This is a genomic window from Cupriavidus sp. 01L46 (assembly GCF_056399905.1).
In genome coordinates this window covers 1-16,941 of the sequence record NZ_JBFTSF010000205.1, presented here as the reverse complement: position 1 = coordinate 16,941, position 16,941 = coordinate 1, and the positions used below count along the sequence as shown (strand labels likewise).

Annotated in this window: 15 protein-coding genes and 2 pseudogenes; 13 read left to right on the top strand and 4 right to left on the bottom strand. The window is 61.9% G+C overall.

Features of this window, described 5'->3' with window-relative positions; all coding sequences use genetic code 11:
- The first annotated feature begins 70 nt into the window (after positions 1-70).
- On the top strand, positions 71-448 hold the full coding sequence (locus AC1DS3_RS27465; RefSeq protein ID WP_441639915.1) for a DUF4156 domain-containing protein: 378 nt from the start codon (positions 71-73) through the stop codon (positions 446-448).
- A gap of 128 nt (positions 449-576) precedes the next feature.
- Here AC1DS3_RS27465 and ppk1 read toward each other — a convergent pair whose 3' ends face one another.
- Entirely contained in the window at positions 577-2,739 is a 2,163-nt protein-coding gene (gene ppk1 / locus AC1DS3_RS27460) for a polyphosphate kinase 1 (RefSeq protein ID WP_441639914.1), read from the bottom strand.
- 277 nt (positions 2,740-3,016) lie between these two features.
- Here ppk1 and AC1DS3_RS27455 point away from each other — a divergent pair, with 277 nt between their 5' ends.
- Together AC1DS3_RS27455 and AC1DS3_RS27450 are read left to right on the top strand one after the other, a co-directional pair.
- Positions 3,017-3,658, top strand: coding sequence for a DsbA family oxidoreductase (locus AC1DS3_RS27455; RefSeq protein ID WP_441639913.1), 642 nt, complete (start codon positions 3,017-3,019; stop codon positions 3,656-3,658).
- 221 nt (positions 3,659-3,879) lie between these two features.
- Complete coding sequence (locus tag AC1DS3_RS27450; RefSeq protein WP_441639912.1) at positions 3,880-4,065, top strand: hypothetical protein; 186 nt, start codon at positions 3,880-3,882, stop codon at positions 4,063-4,065.
- A gap of 147 nt (positions 4,066-4,212) precedes the next feature.
- Here the strand turns inward: AC1DS3_RS27450 and AC1DS3_RS27445 are convergent, their stop codons facing one another.
- The gene (locus AC1DS3_RS27445; RefSeq protein WP_441639911.1) at positions 4,213-5,253 is read right to left on the bottom strand and encodes an AraC family transcriptional regulator; all 1,041 of its coding nucleotides are present in this window, start codon (positions 5,251-5,253) and stop codon (positions 4,213-4,215) included.
- Positions 5,254-5,531: 278 nt separating this feature from the next.
- Between AC1DS3_RS27445 and AC1DS3_RS27440 the strand changes: the two genes are divergently transcribed.
- The 9 genes and pseudogenes from AC1DS3_RS27440 (at position 5,532) to AC1DS3_RS27400 (ending at position 14,333) form a co-directional block, all read left to right on the top strand.
- Positions 5,532-5,807 (top strand): hypothetical protein, encoded by a 276-nt coding sequence (locus AC1DS3_RS27440; protein WP_441639945.1) that lies wholly within the window; start codon positions 5,532-5,534, stop codon positions 5,805-5,807.
- Positions 5,808-5,819: 12 nt separating this feature from the next.
- The gene (locus tag AC1DS3_RS27435; RefSeq protein ID WP_441639910.1) at positions 5,820-6,662 is read left to right on the top strand and encodes a TauD/TfdA dioxygenase family protein; all 843 of its coding nucleotides are present in this window, start codon (positions 5,820-5,822) and stop codon (positions 6,660-6,662) included.
- A gap of 55 nt (positions 6,663-6,717) precedes the next feature.
- Positions 6,718-7,776, top strand: a complete 1,059-nt coding sequence (locus AC1DS3_RS27430) for a beta-keto acid cleavage family enzyme (RefSeq protein WP_441639909.1) — start codon at positions 6,718-6,720, stop codon at positions 7,774-7,776.
- Positions 7,777-7,890: 114 nt separating this feature from the next.
- A pseudogene (locus tag AC1DS3_RS27425) lies at positions 7,891-8,746 on the top strand (Bug family tripartite tricarboxylate transporter substrate binding protein).
- Positions 8,747-8,842: 96 nt separating this feature from the next.
- Complete coding sequence (locus AC1DS3_RS27420; protein WP_441639907.1) at positions 8,843-10,549, top strand: long-chain fatty acid--CoA ligase; 1,707 nt, start codon at positions 8,843-8,845, stop codon at positions 10,547-10,549.
- A gap of 259 nt (positions 10,550-10,808) precedes the next feature.
- The gene (locus tag AC1DS3_RS27415) at positions 10,809-11,801 is read left to right on the top strand and encodes a Bug family tripartite tricarboxylate transporter substrate binding protein (RefSeq protein ID WP_441639906.1); all 993 of its coding nucleotides are present in this window, start codon (positions 10,809-10,811) and stop codon (positions 11,799-11,801) included.
- A gap of 36 nt (positions 11,802-11,837) precedes the next feature.
- Positions 11,838-12,011 carry a DsbA family protein gene (locus AC1DS3_RS27410; RefSeq protein ID WP_441639905.1) on the top strand — a complete coding sequence of 58 codons (174 nt, stop codon included), beginning with the start codon at positions 11,838-11,840 and terminating at the stop codon, positions 12,009-12,011.
- 182 nt (positions 12,012-12,193) lie between these two features.
- Positions 12,194-13,252, top strand: coding sequence for a beta-keto acid cleavage family enzyme (locus AC1DS3_RS27405; protein ID WP_441639904.1), 1,059 nt, complete (start codon positions 12,194-12,196; stop codon positions 13,250-13,252).
- A gap of 100 nt (positions 13,253-13,352) precedes the next feature.
- A complete protein-coding gene (locus AC1DS3_RS27400; protein WP_441639903.1) occupies positions 13,353-14,333 on the top strand; it encodes a quinone oxidoreductase family protein in 981 nt (326 codons plus the stop codon).
- Positions 14,334-14,555: 222 nt separating this feature from the next.
- Here AC1DS3_RS27400 and AC1DS3_RS27395 read toward each other — a convergent pair.
- Positions 14,556-15,533, bottom strand: a pseudogene (locus tag AC1DS3_RS27395) (alpha-hydroxy acid oxidase); the annotation flags it as partial.
- A gap of 117 nt (positions 15,534-15,650) precedes the next feature.
- Positions 15,651-16,580, bottom strand: coding sequence for a glutarate dioxygenase GlaH (gene glaH, locus AC1DS3_RS27390; protein ID WP_441639902.1), 930 nt, complete (start codon positions 16,578-16,580; stop codon positions 15,651-15,653).
- Positions 16,581-16,681: 101 nt separating this feature from the next.
- On the opposite strand from glaH, the gene AC1DS3_RS27385 reads away from it, so the two are divergent.
- On the top strand, positions 16,682-16,941 hold a 260-nt coding region (locus tag AC1DS3_RS27385; protein WP_477128351.1), incomplete at its 3' end, for a LysR family transcriptional regulator.

Sequence of the window (16,941 nt, the reverse complement as noted above, 5' to 3'; positions counted from 1 at the left end):
CGCAAATCACACGCGCCGCCTTGCCGCGCAAGCGCCGTGGCGCTACCAATCATTCAATACTTCAATAGCTATGACCATCAGGACAATCGCAGGCGTTGCATGGATCGCGGCTAGCTGCGCGCTCGCCGGCTGTGCGCCAACCCAGCTTGCCAGCCCGGCCGCATCGGCGGTCAGGATCACCCACAACGAGCCTGCCGCCGGATGCACCTATCTTGGCGACGTGACCGGCAGCCAGGGCGATTTTGTGCGGGGCGCCATCACGGCCAATGCGGATCTGGAAACCGGTGCACGCAATGACATCAAGAACAAGGCAGCGGCAATGGGCGGCAATCTGGTGTACCTGCTCACCCAGCGCGCAGGCCAGACCGGCAGCAGGGATCGCCTGGAACAAACCAATGTGACGCTGTCGGGCAACGTGTATCGCTGCGCGTCCCCAGGTGCGCACTAGCGCGTCGGGGCGGTGGCCAGGGTGGCCACGCTGGCGCATTCGGGGGCTGACATGCGCTTCAACGATGCCCGGTGCGACCGCCAGGGGCGCTTCCGGGCCGCCCCGACGGGGGGCGGCGCGAACAGGGATYAGGCCAGCTTCTCTCTGAGGATGTCCTGCGCGGATACCGGCTGGCGGCCCCGCTTGCGCCGGTAGTTGCCGTCCGCGTCCATTTCCCAGGTGTCGCGGTTGTCCTTCAGGTAGACCTTCAGCCCTTCCTCGATCACGCGATCCTTGAGGGCTTTGTCCAGCACGGGGAAGCAGACCTCGATGCGCCGGAAGAAGTCGCGGTCCATCCAGTCGGCGCTCGATAGCCGCACGTCTTCGGCCTTGTCGTTGTAGAAGTAGAAGATCCGCGCATGTTCCAGGAACTGGCCAAGCACGGAGCGAACACGGATATTCTCCGACAGGCCCGGAATGCCAGGACGCAATGCGCAGGCCCCGCGCACGATCAGCTCGATCCGCGCGCCATCGCCGGATGCCTGGTACAGGGCCTGGATGAGCTTGGGCTCCAGCAAGGCGTTCATCTTGGCGATGATCAATCCCTTGCGGCCAGCCTTGGCGTGCTTGCCTTCGCGGCGGATGGCTTCGAGCAGCGCCGTATGCATGGTGAACGGCGATTGCCAGAAGTGCGCCAGCGTGCCGGGATGGCCCAGCCCGGTCAGTTGGGAGAACACGTTGGCCACATCGTCGACGAGCGCTTCCTTGCAGGTAAACAGGCCGAAGTCCGTGAAGCTCCTGGCCGTCTGCGAGTGATAGTTGCCGGTGCTGATATGCGCGTAGCGCCTGAGCTTTTTTCCTTCGCGGCGCACCACCATGGCCATCTTGGCGTGGGCCTTGTAGCCAACCACGCCGTACACCACGTGCGCGCCGGCTTCTTCAAGCTGGGCTGCCCAGTTGATATTGGCTTGCTCATCGAAGCGGGCGAGCAACTCCACCACCACGCTGACTTCCTTGCCTCTGCGAGCGGCGCCGATCAGCGTCTCCAGCAGGGCTGAGTCGTTGCCGGCGCGGTACACCGTCTGCTTGATGGCCATCACCTCCGGATCTTCGGCAGCCTGGCGGATGAAATCCACCACGGGCGAAAACGACTGGTACGGATGGTGCAGCAGGATATCGCCGTCGCGGATGGCGCGGAACATGTCGGGCTGGTCCTGCAGCGCCTTGGGCAGGCCGGGGCGGCACGGCGGGTACTTCAGGTCATCGCGGTCCACGCTGTCAGGAACCGGCAGCAAGCGCACCAGGTTGACCGGGCCATTCACCGAGAACACCTCGGCATCTTCCAGGCCGAACTGGTTTTGCAGGAAGCGCGTCATCTCCTCTGAGCAGTTGTCCGCGACTTCGAGCCGCACCGCATCGCCAAAATGCCGCTGCGGCAGCTCGCCCTGCAGCGCATCGCGCAGGTTCTTGATTTCTTCCTCGTCGACGAACAGTTCGCTGTTGCGGGTGACGCGGAACTGATAGCAGCCGCGCACGCGCATGCCGGGAAACAGCTCGCAGACGTGGGCATGCAGGATGGACGACAGGAACACGAAGCCGTGTTCGCAGCCGGAAATCTCCTTGGGCAGCAGGATCACGCGGGGCAGGGCCCGGGGCGCCTGCACGATGGCCGCGTTCGCCTCCCGGCCAAAGGCATCCTTGCCTTCGAGCTCCACGGCGAAGTTCAGGCTCTTGTTGAGCACGCGCGGAAACGGATGCGCCGGGTCCAGGCCGATGGGGGTGAGCACCGGCATCAGCTCGCGGAAGAAATAACTGCGGATCCACTCGCCCTGTTCCTGCGTCCAGTGCGGACGGCGCAGGAAGCGGATTCCCTCGCGGTCCAGGTCCGGAACCAGCACTTCGTTGAACAGGCGGTACTGTTCCGCGACCAGCTTGTGCGTGCGGGCGCTGACAAGCGCGTAGATCTGCCGCACGTCCAGTCCATCCGGGCCTGTGGTCGCCGGCGCTTGCAGCTTGATCTTCTCCTTCAGGCCGGCAACGCGGATCTCGAAGAACTCGTCCAGGTTGCTGCTGAAGATGCAGAGAAAGCGCAATCGCTCCAACAGCGGGATGTCGCGGTTCTCGGCCTGGGCGAGCACGCGCCGGTGGAACTCCAGCTGGCTGGCCTCACGGTTCAGGAAGAGCTGCGGTGCGTTGGCGCCGAGGTTGGTGCTGGCACTGGCGAGGAAGTCCGATGGAGCGCCGTGAACGTCACTCGGTACCAGGGGCAGGGAAGGGGCGATCTCAAGTGGAGCTGCCGAGCCTTCTTCCATGATTCGCTTCAATCCTTCTCTGGGAATGGATCATCGTGCACCGATGACCTGTTGGAAAGATATTACCGCGCGCCGCGCCGCTTGAGGAGTGGGCACGGAGCACGTTTCCCGATCTGCGCGAGGGCCGTGTGGCTGGCGGGCCACGGACAGATGCCGGGGAGGGGGCGTCTGGTTGTGGTTGCTTTGCGGGAAAACCCTGCTGGGAGTGAGGCCCTGCACCCAATGGCAATTGCAGCTACCCTGTCGCGCAGTGATGGACTGACACCGAGAAAACACAATGCAAAAGACGCTGAAAATCGATTTTGTCTCCGACGTCGCGTGCCCGTGGTGCGCCGTCGGCCTGAGTTCGCTRCAACAGGCGCTGGCGCGGCTTGGCGATGACGTTTCGGCAGACATTACGCTTCGCCCATTTGAGCTCAATCCGGACATGGGGCCGGGAGGTGAATCGATCCAGGATTACATGGCGCGCAAGTATGGCCGCGCCGAGGAGGAAATTGTGCAAAGCCAGGCCATGATCCGCCAGCGTGGCGCCGACGTCGGCTTTGAGTTTGGCTCTCGTACCCGCGTGTACAACACGTTCGACGCGCATCGGCTGTTGCACTGGGCAAACCTGGAAGGGCGTCAGCTGGCGCTGAAGATGGCGCTGTTCCGTGCGTATTTCACGGAGTCCAAGGATTCCAGCAATCACGAGGTTCTCGTCGAGGCGGCGGCTGCGGCCGGCCTGGACGCCGAGAAGGCACGTACGGTGCTGTCCGGCGACGCCTATGCGGCGGAAGTCCGTGAGATGGAGAAGCACTATCAGGACATGGGCATCCGTTCCGTGCCCTCGATCATCTTCAATGACCAATACCTGGTGAGCGGCGGGCAGCCGGTGGAGGTGTTCGAGAATGCCATTCGGGAGGTGCTGGCAAAAGGCTGAAGGGGCACATGACTATCCATGACGGCTGCGCCAAGCCCCGCAGCCATGGACGTCCTGCGCACGGGGTCTCGGCGCGTCGCGCAGGCTGAGGCGCTCGAGGCTTGCTCCCTGCAAAGCGTTGCCTTTCTGCATACGTACTATCACCTAATGCTGCATTGCGTCATTTCCTTTGCTATGATTAGGGAAAACCCGATGAGGGTAATCCCTGAAGGAAAGAAGCCATGAACACGCAAAGCGACATCAAGATGACCGACCAAATGGAACGCGATCTGATCGAGCGCGAACTTGGTCCCCGCAGCCCCAGCCTGGTGGCAGACGTGAAGAGCGCCATCTCCGCCGTCCAGCATATGCTGAGCCGCCTGCAGAACCAGGCACGCAAGGCAAAGATCGTCTACGCGAACGGCTGATCGTTCACGTAGCGGCATCGCATGGCGGGAGGCGTCTCCCGCGCAGCAAGACCGGCCTATACGCCGCTCCGTCGGAGCGCAGCGGGGCCGGTTTTTTTATGGGTGTCTCGCGGGCTGGCGCAGCGGCGCATCCGATAGCTCCGGCGCTCAATCCTGCATTGGAGGATTGGCGTCTTCCTGCGAGACGATTTGCCTTCCCTCCTTCATCCACCGTGTCGGCGGTTTCCCAAACTGCGCTCCAAACCATCGCGTGAACGCGCTCACCTCTGAAAAGCCAAGCAGATCCGCCGTACGCGATATGGACTGCTGCCGGCTCTGCAGATAGCGCTCGGCCAGTTCGCACCGTACCTGATTGACCAGGCCCGAGAATGTTTCCCCGCGTTGCTCCAGTTGGCGCTGCAGCGTCCTCGGGCTGACCCCCAGGTTCTGCGCAACCTGTTCCACTGCGCTGCGGCCGCGCGGCAGCAGCAGGTGAATTGCCCGCCGTACGTCAGCCGCTACGGAGTGCTCATTCGATGGCGATTGAAGGTCAAGGAATCCCCTGGCGTACTTGGCCAGGCTGGCATCGGCCAGGGGGTTCACTCGATCCAGATCCTGGCTCGACAGGACCAGGCCATCGAATTCGCAGCCAAATTCGACCTGCCGGCCGAACAGGCGATGGTGCACCCGCAGGTCCGCAGGGGCTGCATGCGAAAAGTGCACGCAGCGGGGTTTCCATTGGGCGCCAAGTATGGCGCGGATCAGGCAAAGCACCGCGCCTACCGTCAACTCCATCGCCTGCCGGCCGGGTTGCTGCCTGCCAGTCAGCAACGTCACTCGCAGGACCGCAATATTCGCATGCTCGGTGAACTGCGTCGCGACAGAGTCGCTGAGCAGGTGGCGATAACGCTCGACCTCGGCCAGCGCATCCCGCAGTGTGGGCTGATGCTGCAGCGTCAGGCCGACCGGGCCGAAGTCGGATAACCGCCACGATTCGCCCATGAGCAGCCCGAGCGAATGGCAGCCAGTGATTCGCGCGGATGTCTCGAGCACCTCCGCGAGCCGGAATTCGGGGATGCGCAGGTCGGGCGTGTGCAGGCATTCCCGGTCCAGGCCGACATGGGAAACCATCTGCACCGGGTCGATACCCGCGGCGCGAGCGATCCCGGAGTACTTCGTGAGGGAGGCGCTGCGAACCAGGACGGTCATAGGGGGCACTTTCCGAAGAGGGATAGTCAGGTTGATCGAAGGCCTGCGCAATCTACCGATGAAGCCGCTGGCCTTCGCTTGGCTGCCAGTATCGGTCATGCATTGCATACGCCGCCGGCGCCGCTTTTCCGCGCAGTGACTCAGGCCGGGAATCCACTGTCATGGATGGTCAATTTCTGGCGTGGCTTGTCAAAGGTCCTGCGCATGCGAGAGCCGACAATCAACTCAGGCTACCGAATGATAGTGGCGGCAGCAATAGACGACAACAGGAGACGGAATTGGCAAAAGCCGTTCGCATGGTTGAGGTGGGAGGGCCAGAGGCCCTCCGTTACAAGGATGCCGAGGTTGGCGAGCCGGGTCCCGGCGAGGCGCGAAACCAGCACGGCGCGGTGCGTCCGAGCTACGCCGACACGTATTTCCCTAGTGGCACTTACCCCGTGCCGCTGCCCAACGGCACCGGGATCGATCAGCGCTATGCGCTGCAGGACGCGGTCCAGGCCCATCGGGACCTGGAATCGCGCAAGACCGCCGGCTCGTCAATTTTTGTTGTGTAAAGGAAGCTCTCCATGCACGTAGAACCTCTTACCTGCACCATCGGAGCCGAAATCGGCGGCGTCAACCTGGCCGATGCAGCGCGCGATAACGCGTTGTTTGCCGAGATCAAGGCGCTGCTGCTCAAGCACAAGGTGCTGTTCCTGCGGGACCAGGATATCAGCCGGGCCGATCACGTGGCCTTCGCCCGCCGTTTTGGCGAACTGGAGGACCACCCGGTCGCCGGCAGCGACCCGGATCATCCCGGCCTGGTACAGATCTATCGCAGCGACAAGCGCGAGAACTACGAGAACAGCTACCACACCGACGGCAGCTGGCGCGAAACCCCAACGATGGGCTGCGTCCTGCGTTGCATCGAATGCCCGCCGGTCGGCGGCGACACCATCTGGGTGAACATGGCCGCGGCCTACGAGAACCTGCCCGAGGAAATCAAGGAGCGCATTGCCGGCCTGCGCGCCAAGCATGGCATCGAACATTCATTCGGCGCGGCGATGAGCCCGGAAAATCGCGCCAAGCTTGCCGCGCAATACCCCATGGTCGAACATCCCGTGGTGCGCACGCATCCGGAGACTGGCGAGAAGGTGCTCTACGTCTGCGGCTTTTCCACGCATTTCGCGAACTTCCATACCCCAGAGAACGTGCGCTACGGACAGGACAAGACTCCGGGCGCGAGCCATCTGCTGAACTACTTGATCAGCCAGGCGGCGATTCCTGAATACCAGGTGCGGTTCCGCTGGCGGCCTAACAGCGTGGCCATTTGGGACAACCGCTGCACCCAGCACTACGCGGTACAGGATTACTGGCCGGCCCCGCGCAAGATGGAGCGCGCAGCGATCATCGGCGACAAGCCGTTCTGAGGCGCGCCAGCCGCAGCCAAGCCTTGCCCCCACCATTTGTAAATGGAGACATGCCATGAACTACCTCGATGGATCCCTGTTCCCTGAAAATCAGCAGCCGCTGATCATCACTGCGGCGCCCTACGCACCGGGTTGGCTGCCGTCCGATTTCCCGGAAGACATCCCGGTGACGATGGAAGACCAGATCCAGAAGGCGGTGGACTGCTACAACGCCGGCGCGACTGTGCTGCACCTGCATGTGCGCGAACTCGATGGCAAAGGCTCGAAGCGTCTGTCCAAGTTCAACGAGCTGATTGCCGGGGTACGCAAGGCTGTGCCGGAGATGATCATCCAGGTGGGCGGGTCGATCAGTTTCGCGCCCGAAAATGAGGGAGCTGCCGCCAAGTGGCTGTCCGACGACACGCGTCACATGCTGGCCGAACTTGACCCCGTTCCGGACCAGGTGACCGTCACGGTGAACACGTCTCAGATGAACGTGACGGAGCATGCGGAACTCGCGGATTTCAAGGGCACCTCGCGTGAGAATCCCGCGATCTTCAACGCGTACAAGGAAATGACGGTCCCCGCCCAGCCTGGCTGGGTCGAAGAACACATCCGCCGCCTTACCGCAGCCGGTATCCAGAGTGCCTTCCAGTGTTACAACATCAATAGCTTCGAATCCGTGGAGCGGCTGATTCGGCGTGGCGTCTACAAGGGCCCGCTGGTCATGAATTGGGTGGCTATCAGCGGCGGCATGGATGCACCCAGCATCTTTAATCTCGCCAACATGGTTCGCGCCGTCCCGGATGGCGCGGTGCTTACAGTTGAAAGCTCTGTGCGCAACGTGCTTCCTGTCAACATGATGGGTATTGCCTCAGGCTTGCATGTGCGTTGCGGCACCGAGGACTGCCTCTGGAACCAGTCGCGCACGGGCAAGATGAGCACGGTGAAGCAGATCGAGCAGCTTGTGCGCATCGCGAATGAATTCGGCCGCAAAGTGGCAACGGCTCAGGAAGCGCGCGACATCCAGAAGATTGGCGTGTTCTATGACACCGTCGAGGAGACGCTGGCTGCCAACGGCTTCGCGCCGAACCGCAATGGCGGCAACCAGGGCTTCCTGCGCAAGGCCGCCTGATTCGGGCCGGTTGGAACAGACGCTCAGTCAACAGAAGGGCAAGGGCGGAAAGTAGCCGGCTCTCGATGAAGCCGGTCTCTGCCCTGACCAACCCTCGCAATTTCGGAGACAAAAGTGAATCAAGTAGAACTGTCGGCGCACCGCAGGGCGTCGCTGTCATCTATGTTCGGCCTTGCGCTGTCGCTCGCGTTGCCAGCCGTGCTCCCGTCAACCGCCTATGCCCAGGCGTGGCCGGCGAAGCCCATCAGGATCGTGGTCGGCGGCCCGGCCGGCGGCACTGCCGACACGCTCGGGCGTTTGCTTGCCGAGGGCATGACCCATGCCTTCGGCAAGCCCGTGATTGTCGAGTCAAGACCTGGCGCCGCCGGGGCGATCGCCGTGGGCGCACTGTTGTCTTCGCCGCACGATGGCTACACGCTCCTGCTGATTCAGGGCGGCATCGTCTCCGAAGGTCGACTACGCATCCTATGCCACGGGCATGCGGGGGCAGACCATGGGCGTGCAGTTCAACCGACTGGCTGGTCTCGATATGGACCACGTTGGCTACAAGGGCTCGCCGCCCGCGCTGCAGGATGTCATGGGTGGCCATGTTCCTTTGATGTTTGACGGGCTGGCAACATCGCTTCCCCTCATCAGTGCTGGCAAGCTCAAGGCCTATGCCGTGGCCTATCCGAAGCGGATTCCGGCCCTGCCCGACGTGCCGACCTTCGCCGAGCTTGGCTATCCCGCCATGACCGAATCCGGCTGGATGGGCCTCTGGGCGCCGCCCGACGTACCGGATGCGGTGCAGGAAAAGATCCGCGCCGTCACGCTCCAGGTTTTGCAGCAGCAGGGCACTCGGGACCGGATCACAGCCATGGGGATGGAAGCGGGGCTGCCGCTGAGCAGCGATGCGCTTTCGAAGGAAGCCCGCGCCGCCTACGAGCGGCAGGGGGAACTCCTGCGTTCGATTCACTTCGTTGCGGAGTGATCTGCCAGCCTGAGTCTGAGCCGCCCGGTGGGCGTAGCCGCCGTCGAGCGCGCGATGGCGGGGCCGAAGACACTGTCATTCACAGAGAAAAACACCATGCAAAATGCGCCCCCTGCGCGCGCGGACCAGCTAATCCAGTCCAGGCCGGGCCTACCCGGCCTGGTGCTGCCGCAGACCTCGCTCTGGGCCAACCTCGATGTGTCCGCGCACCGCTATCCGGACAAGGCCGGAATCCGCTATTTCGGCAACGCCACCAGTTTTCGGGAATTACATACCCAGGCCACCGCGCTGGCAGGCTGGCTGCAGCAGAAGTGTGGCGTGAAGAAGGGCGATCGGGTGCTGTTGTATATGCAGAATTGCCCGCAGTTCATCGTCAGCTACTACGCCATCCTGCGCGCCGATGCCGTGGTGGTGCCGGTTAATCCGATGAACCGTGCCGAGGAATTCAGGCACTACGTCGCCGACGCAGGGGCACGCGTGGCAATCTGCTCCGCGGACCTGGCCTGCGTTGCGGAGCGGGCGACGGGTGAGCTCGCGTTGGCCAACAGGCTGCAGCATTTGCTGGTGACCTCGTATGCCGACGCGCTGCCGCCCAGCCACGAGTTTGCGGAAGACACGCCGCCAGCCTGGCTGACCATGTCGCATCCGTGGCCAGCCGGCGCCATGCGATGGACCGAGGCGCTCGGCGCCAGCCTGTTACCCGGACCGCATACAGCGGCGCCCGACGACATGGCGGTGATGCCGTACACCTCGGGGACCACCGGGTTCCCCAAGGGCTGCGTCCACACCCATCGCTCGGTCATGCAGAGCGTGGTGGGCGGCCGGGCCTGGTATGACAGCAGGCCCGAGTCCGTGTCCCTGTCGGTGCTGCCGTTGTTCCATGTGAGCGGCATGCAACACGGCATGGACGTTCCCATCTACAGCGGCGCCACCGTGGTGATGCTGCCGCGCTGGGACCGCGAAGTGGCGGGCCGGCTGATTTCGCGGCATCGGATCACCCATTGGACCTGCAATCCCACCATGGTGGTCGATTTTCTGGCCAGCCCGAACGTGGCGGAGTTCGACCTGTCCAGCCTGCACCATATTGGCGGCGGCGGTGCGGCGATGCCAGAGGCGGTGGCCAACCGCCTGCGCGGAGCGCTCGGCCTGAGTTTCCTGGAGGGTTACGGTCTATCCGAAACCATGGCCGCGACGCACGTCAATCCGGCAGCCAGGCCCAAGCTGCAGTGCCTCGGGCTGCCGACATCCAACCTGGACGCACGCGTGGTGGACCCCGTCACGCTCAAGGAACTGCCGCCCAACGAGATCGGCGAGATCATCGTCAGCGGTCCGCAGGTRTTCAAGGGTTACTGGGGCAAGGACGATGCCACCCGCGACGCCTTCGTTGAGATCGAAGGCAAGACCTTCTTCCGCACCGGCGACCTGGGCCGCATGGACGAAGAGGGCTACTACTTCATCACCGACCGGCTCAAGCGCATGATCAATGCGTCGGGCTTCAAAGTATGGCCCGCCGAGGTGGAGAACCTGCTGTACAAGCATCCCGACGTCCAGGAAGCCTGCATCATCGGCACGCGCGACCCGTACCGCGGCGAGACCGTCAAGGCGGTGGTGGTGCTGCGCGCCCATGCCAAGGGCAAGACCACGTCGGAGGACATCATCGAATGGGCCAAGGAGAACATGGCGGCCTACAAGTGCCCGCGTACGGTGGAATTCGTTGAGGCACTGCCGAAGTCGGGCACCGGCAAGGTGATGTGGCGCCAGCTTCAGGAGGCCGAGAATGCACAGGCCGTGGCCGGCGCGTGAAGGTGCCTGCGCGCCGAAGGCTGTGGAGCGTCAGGCGCGCCGTGCGCCAGGCTGCTGGCCTGAAAGGATAGCGATTGTGAGCAAGTCTGCCCCTTATGTTTATTTATGTCGACAATAAAAATCATGACTGCTATGATCGCGCCAACGATAGCCTGGGCAGGTGGAAATGGCTCGTCGCGCGATTGCTTCGCGCGGTTGCTTCGGTGAGGCACGCAGCACTTGGCAGGCTGGGTCGTAGTCCAAAAAGGTGGGGGAGACGATGTCACTACTGAAAAAGCTGCTCGCAGTTGCGCTGTGTGCCGAGACAATCATTGCCTTGTGCGCACCAGGCCCGGTCCAGGCACAGGAAGCCTGGCCCGCGCGCCCGATTCAAATGATCGTGCCCTCGTCCGCCGGATCGGGAACCGACTCGCTGGCGCGGGTCATGGCTCAACGCCTTTCCGAATCGCTGAAGCAGGCTGTGGTGGTAGAGAACCGGCCGGGTGGCAGCGGGGTGATTGGGACCAACGCCGTCCTCAAGGCGGCGCCGGATGGCTACACGATTCTCTACACAACGGCGTCCAACATGGTGGTTGCGCCAGCAGTCATCAAGTCCATTTCCCAGGAGGCAAGAAAGAGCCTCATGCCGATCGCACAGACGGCGGTGGGTGGGGTGTTGCTGCTGGTGAGCCCGGATCTGCCGGTCTATGACTTGCCTGGACTCATCGAGTTCGTGAAGGCAAATCCGGATAAGTACAGCTATGGAAGCTGGGGCACCGGGTCGTCCGCGCACCTGACGATGGAATGGTTGAAGAAGCAGACCGGCATGAAGACCGAACACGTTGCATATCGGACCTCCAGTCAACTGCTCACTGAACTTTCCTCGGGTGTGCTCAAGATCGGCTGGACCGATCCCAGCGTGGCGGTTCCGTTCCTGCGTTCCGGGAAGGTGCGCGGCATTGCCAATGTGGGCAACGTGCGGTCTCCCCAGCTTGCCAACGTCAGGACGATGGGCGAACAGGGCTACAAGTTTGGCACCGTGGGATGGTTCGGCATGTTCGCGCCGGCCGGAACCAGTCCGGCGATCGTGAAGCGGTTGGCAGATGAGGTCAACAAGGTGCAGGCGTTGCCGGAGATCGCGGCCCTGATGAAGAGGCAGAACTTCGAGCCGCCACCGGTAAAGTCCTCCGCGCAGCTGGCCGAGATCGTCCAGAGCGATCTGCAAGTCTGGACGAAGATCGCCAACGACGCGGGGATCAGGCTCGAAGAATAAGAGACGGCTCCCGGCCGGGGGCTAAGGAGTTATTGCGTGAATTGCTCTGGACTTTCGGGTGCGGGCCCTGCCCCTGGATCGTCGCGAACTCTGCGCGTTGATTTTTATCTTGACCTGATATGCCCTTGGTGCTGGATTGGGTTGCGTAATCTGCGTTCAGCAGTTGCCCGCATGTGTCATAAAAAGGCAAGCTCAAGACGTGCAAGGTAAAGCGGGAGGCGGTGGCAGGCCAGATGATTCACTGGCGCGAAGGACACGCTGACATCAACCGGTTAAGGGAGATTCGCTCGCGTACCGCCGTGCCGAAGATGGCGCTGCACATGGGGTTCTACAGCTCGCTCATCTAGTTCGACATTCTCAATATTCACATTTCATCTTGGAGATCCATCATCATGAACTTCCTTGACGGCCACCTGTATCCCGAGAACCAGCAGCCTCTGATCATCACGGCCGCTCCCTATGCGCCGGGCTGGATTCCCTCAGACTTTCCGGAAGATATCCCTGTCACAATGGAGGAGCAGATCCAGAAGGCGGTGGATTGCTACGAAGCCGGTGCCACCGTGCTGCATCTGCATGTGCGCGAACCCGATGGCAGGGGCAGCAAGCGCCTGTCCATGTTCAATGAGCTGATCGCCGGGGTGCGCAAGGCCGTGCCCGAGATGGTCATTCAGGTGGGTGGCTCGATCAGCTTTGCGCCCGAGGACGATGGCTCCGCAGCCAAATGGCTCTCCGACGACACGCGGCATATGCTGGCCGAACTCGATCCGAAGCCCGACCAGGTGACGGTGACCGTCAACACCACGCAGATGAATGTGACAGAGCATGCTGGTCTGGATGACTTCAAGGGGGTCTCGCGGGGATTCCCGCACCTCTATGCAACCTACAAGGACATGATCGTGCCTTCGAACCCTAGCTGGGTCGAGGAGCATATCCGGCGCCTGACAGCCGCCGGAATCCAAAGCGAGTTTCAGTGCTACAACATCAACAGCTTTGAAACGATTGAGCGGATGATTCGCCGCGGCGTCTACAAAGGGCCACTGGTGATGAACTGGGTGGCTATCAGCGGCGGCATGGATCAAGCGAACATCTACAACCTGGCCAACTTCCTGCGTGCCGCGCCCGACGGAGCGGTGATAACGGTGGAGAGTTCGGTGCTGAATGTGCTGCCCGTGAATATGATCGGCATGGCTTTGGGCCTGCATGTGCGGTGCGGCATCGAGGATGTGCTCTGGAACCAGACCCGCACGGGAAAGAGCACCTCCGTCGAGCAGATCAAGCAATTGGTGCGTATCGCCGGCGAATTTGGCCGCCCCATAGCGACGGCGAAACAGGCACGAGAGATCATGCAGATTGGGGTCTTCTACGGCACGGCGGAAGAGACGCTTCAGGCCAATGGTTTCGCCCCCAATCGTAACGGTGGCAACCAGGGATTTCTGCGCAAGCCCGCCTAAAGCGTCTCGGTAAGCATGACTGCCAACCGGGAGAGACCACAGTCAGCTTTCTCAAGCCGACTGTGGCAATCGTAATGATTGATACAGAACAGGAGACAACATGGCGAAAGTCGTTAAATTCTACGAAACGGGCGGCCCCGAGGTCCTTCGTCTTGAAGACGCTGAGGTTGGTGAACCGGGACCGGGAGAGGTCCGCGTTCGTCACGTGGCCGTGGGCCTGAACTTTGCCGACACCTACTTCCGTGGCGGCACTTACCAGGTTCCGCTGCCCAGCGGCGTCGGTAACGAGGCAGCCGGTGTGGTCGAGGCAGTTGGTGCCGGTGTGACCCAGCTGGCGGTCGGCGACCGTGTGACCTACACGGGCTTTGTCAACACGCTAGGCGCCTACAGCACTGAGCGGTTGATTTCTGCCGCGCTGCTGATCAAGCTGCCGGAGGCCATCAGTTGCGAAGCTGCGGCGGCCATGACCATGCGGGGCTTGTCCGCCTCCTACCTGGTGCGCCGGATCTACCCCTTCGTGGCAGGTGAGGCTGTGCTGCTGCATGCCGCGGCAGGCGGTGTTGGCCTGATCGTTTCGCAATGGGCCAAATTGCTCGGGCTGACGGTGATCGGCACGGTGTCGACGGATGCCAAGGCCGAAGTCGCGCGCGCCCACGGCTGTGATCACACGATCAACTACAGCCATGAGGATGTCGCCAAGCGCGTGCGGGAACTGACGGACGGCGTGGGCGTATCCGTGGTTTTCGACAGCGTGGGCAAGGCCACCTTCATGTCCTCGCTGGACTCGCTCAAGCGCCGCGGCCTGATGGTCTGCGTCGGTACCGCCTCCGGCACAATCCCGCCGTTCGATCCGCAAATCCTGGCCCGCAAGGGCTCGCTCTACCTGACCCGCCCGGGCCTGGCCGACTACATTGCCGATCCGGCCGAAAAGGCGGAACTGATCGACGAGCTATTTGGCCACGTGGCGGCAGGGCGCATCCGCATCGAGATCAATCAGCGCTATGCCTTGGAGGACGCCGTGCAGGCACATCGGGACCTGGAGGCTCGAAAGACCACGGGCTCGTCCATTTTCGTGATTTGAAGGTTTCCCTCAGATCCGAGTGACGCCGCGTGGCTTAAGCCAGCCGGTTTGGGTACGCGTGCTCATGCCCGAGTACATGACGCCATGCAGCAATGCATGGTGTGCATTGCTGCATGGCCACGAGGACCATGCGTTTGGCGATGCGGGCTACACGGAAGTAGGGAAACGCGACACAAACCGKGCGGCTCCGTGGCCGTGGACGATGACGGCGTCGTTCACGTCTGCGATGGTCTTCGCGCCAAGCATGGCCATGTTTCGGTCGACCTCATCGCGCAAAAGTGTGATGGCGTGGCGTACGCCTTCGGCTCCCCCAACGGCCGCAGCGTAAATAAAAGGTCGCCCCAGGAAGACAAAGCGGGCTCCTAGTGCCAACGCTTTGAGCACATCACCGCCTCGCCGGATACCGCTGTCCATCATGACGGTTGTCTTGTGCGCGACGGCCTCACAAATCTCCGGCAATACTGCAAGCGGTTCCACGGCACCGTCCAATTGGCGCCCACCGTGATTCGAGACAATGATGCCGTCGGCGCCCAAGGCGACAGCGCGCTMGGCGTCGGACGTATGCAAAAGGCCTTTTATGACCAGGTTGCCGCGCCATCTTTGCCGGATTCGCTCGATATCCGTCCAACTCAGGTGATCGCGCCCCGTCGTGTCGCGAATGGCGGAGGCCGACAAGATCGGGGCGCCGCGAGACGCAAAAGAATTCTCAAAATGCGGCATCCCACTCGAGATGAGCGTTCTGGCGAACGTTCCAGCCAGCCAACGCGGCCGGGACATGCCATCGAGTGCCAAGCGCACGGATGGCCGCAAAGGCAAAGAGAAGCCAGTACGGACGTTATTCTCCCGGTTGGCCCAAACGGGAATATCAACCGTAAGGACAAGCGTAGCGAACCCGGCTGCTTCAATCCGCTCAATCAGAGCGTCTCTGCGAGTGGCGTCGGCATAACGTTGCCCGAAGATCTCGGTCGCTTGCGACCTTCCCGACACATCGACAAGGACTTTGGGTCGGAACTTGACCTCGTCGAATGCCGTCTTGTTCGCGCCAAGCGATTTTCCATCCTCCGCGGCGCCGGCAATATAGCCAAAGATCGGGCGCGGCAGGCTCTTCTTTGCCGCGACTTCAAAATCGGCAAGCGAGAGGATCGGTCGTAGTCGTCGATGAATCTGACGGCTGGCGCCATAGGCAGGCTTGGCAGGCATTCCCGCACTGGGGACGGCTTGGCTTTCCGCAACTTCTGTTAGAGATGTCATCTTGATTTGAAGCGTCTATCAGGCCTAACCGCTGTCACTATCAGCCACGCCGGATCACATTGACAATCAGGCGAACGTGCCTCGCTGGCGCATCAGCTCACGGAACAGCGCCGCATGTTTCTCGAACGGCGCACGCCCGTGGAGGTAGAAGTAGTTGTTCAGTACAACCAGGTCGCCGACCGGCAGCGACACTTCCTTTGTTCCCGGCGAAGCCTCCATGGAAGTCGACAGGTCGTTGAGAAATGCAGCCTCCTCGCGATTGCGAGGCTGTACGAACTGATCGATGAAGGACATCGACAACCCAAAGGCGTTCTGGAAGAAGAGCGGGCGCTCGACCCTATCGCTGACATTCTTGGACCCCGGCGCCTTGTAGAGGAACGGCTGCGTCCCGAGACGGTGACTGACAAACCGGTCACGGTCTTCCCAATCGTCCAGATGCAAGAATCGGGACTCCCCGCCCTTTGCATTCTCTTCTGCGAACTTCATCATCAACAGCCAGTCCGTCGCTTCGGTAACGAAGGTGCCATCTGTGTGCATCGTGAAGAGTCGATAGGCTTGGCGCAAATACGAGTCGCTATCGTCCGTGTGCTTGACCACGAAGCGAGCGTAGTAAGTGCCCGACATCGCATCGTGATTGCCGGGGCCCAAGAGGTGCCCAATGGCAGTGCCGAAGCGAACGAAATCGTCGGCGTCAGTCGTCAGTCCCTGGAGGCCTACCGTAAAGCCACCGTGCTGCCGATCCTTCACAATGCCGTTGATGGCGGTCGCGAAGTCCTCGCCGACATGCTTCGCGAGTACGTCCGCGAGCCCGTAGCGCATGAAGGGGACATACTCAAGGTTTTGAACATCGACCTTGCGTGCGTCATGCAGGAAGCCAAGAACGGCGTCGCGCTCAACGGTCACATGCAGGATGCGGTGGTGATCTGGGTGGGCAGACACTTGGAAGCGGGACTCGTCATTGGTGGCAAGCACTGACGCAGGAAGCGGGGCATTCATTGGTAGCTCTCCGGGAGTTGTATGGTGCTATTTCATCTGGATTCTTTGATATGATCCAGATGGAAAGCAGTAATTTTTGTTCCGAAATTGAGATTAAAACGATGATTGATGTTCGCCAGTTGCAGTGCTTCGTCGCCGTGGCGGAAGAACTTCACTTTGCCAAGGCGGCAGATCGCTTAGGTCTCGCACAATCAGGGCTCAGCACCCAAATCCAACGCCTTGAACAAGATTTGGGCGTCACGCTCTTGAACCGCAACAAGAGGAAGCCGGTGTCACTTACCGACGCGGGGCACCTGTTTCATGCCGAAGCTGTCGCTGCGTTGCGGCACATTGAGCGGGCCGACCAGGTGGGACGCCTGGC

Coding starts and splice junctions, on each gene's coding strand:
- AC1DS3_RS27465 (WP_441639915.1), top strand. CDS start 71: ATGACCATCAGGACAATCGCAGGCGTTGCATGGATCGCGGCTAGCTGC.
- AC1DS3_RS27450 (WP_441639912.1), top strand. CDS start 3,880: ATGAACACGCAAAGCGACATCAAGATGACCGACCAAATGGAACGCGAT.
- AC1DS3_RS27445 (WP_441639911.1), bottom strand. CDS start 5,253: ATGACCGTCCTGGTTCGCAGCGCCTCCCTCACGAAGTACTCCGGGATC.
- AC1DS3_RS27435 (WP_441639910.1), top strand. CDS start 5,820: ATGCACGTAGAACCTCTTACCTGCACCATCGGAGCCGAAATCGGCGGC.
- AC1DS3_RS27430 (WP_441639909.1), top strand. CDS start 6,718: ATGAACTACCTCGATGGATCCCTGTTCCCTGAAAATCAGCAGCCGCTG.
- AC1DS3_RS27415 (WP_441639906.1), top strand. CDS start 10,809: ATGTCACTACTGAAAAAGCTGCTCGCAGTTGCGCTGTGTGCCGAGACA.
- AC1DS3_RS27405 (WP_441639904.1), top strand. CDS start 12,194: ATGAACTTCCTTGACGGCCACCTGTATCCCGAGAACCAGCAGCCTCTG.
- AC1DS3_RS27400 (WP_441639903.1), top strand. CDS start 13,353: ATGGCGAAAGTCGTTAAATTCTACGAAACGGGCGGCCCCGAGGTCCTT.
- glaH (WP_441639902.1), bottom strand. CDS start 16,580: ATGAATGCCCCGCTTCCTGCGTCAGTGCTTGCCACCAATGACGAGTCC.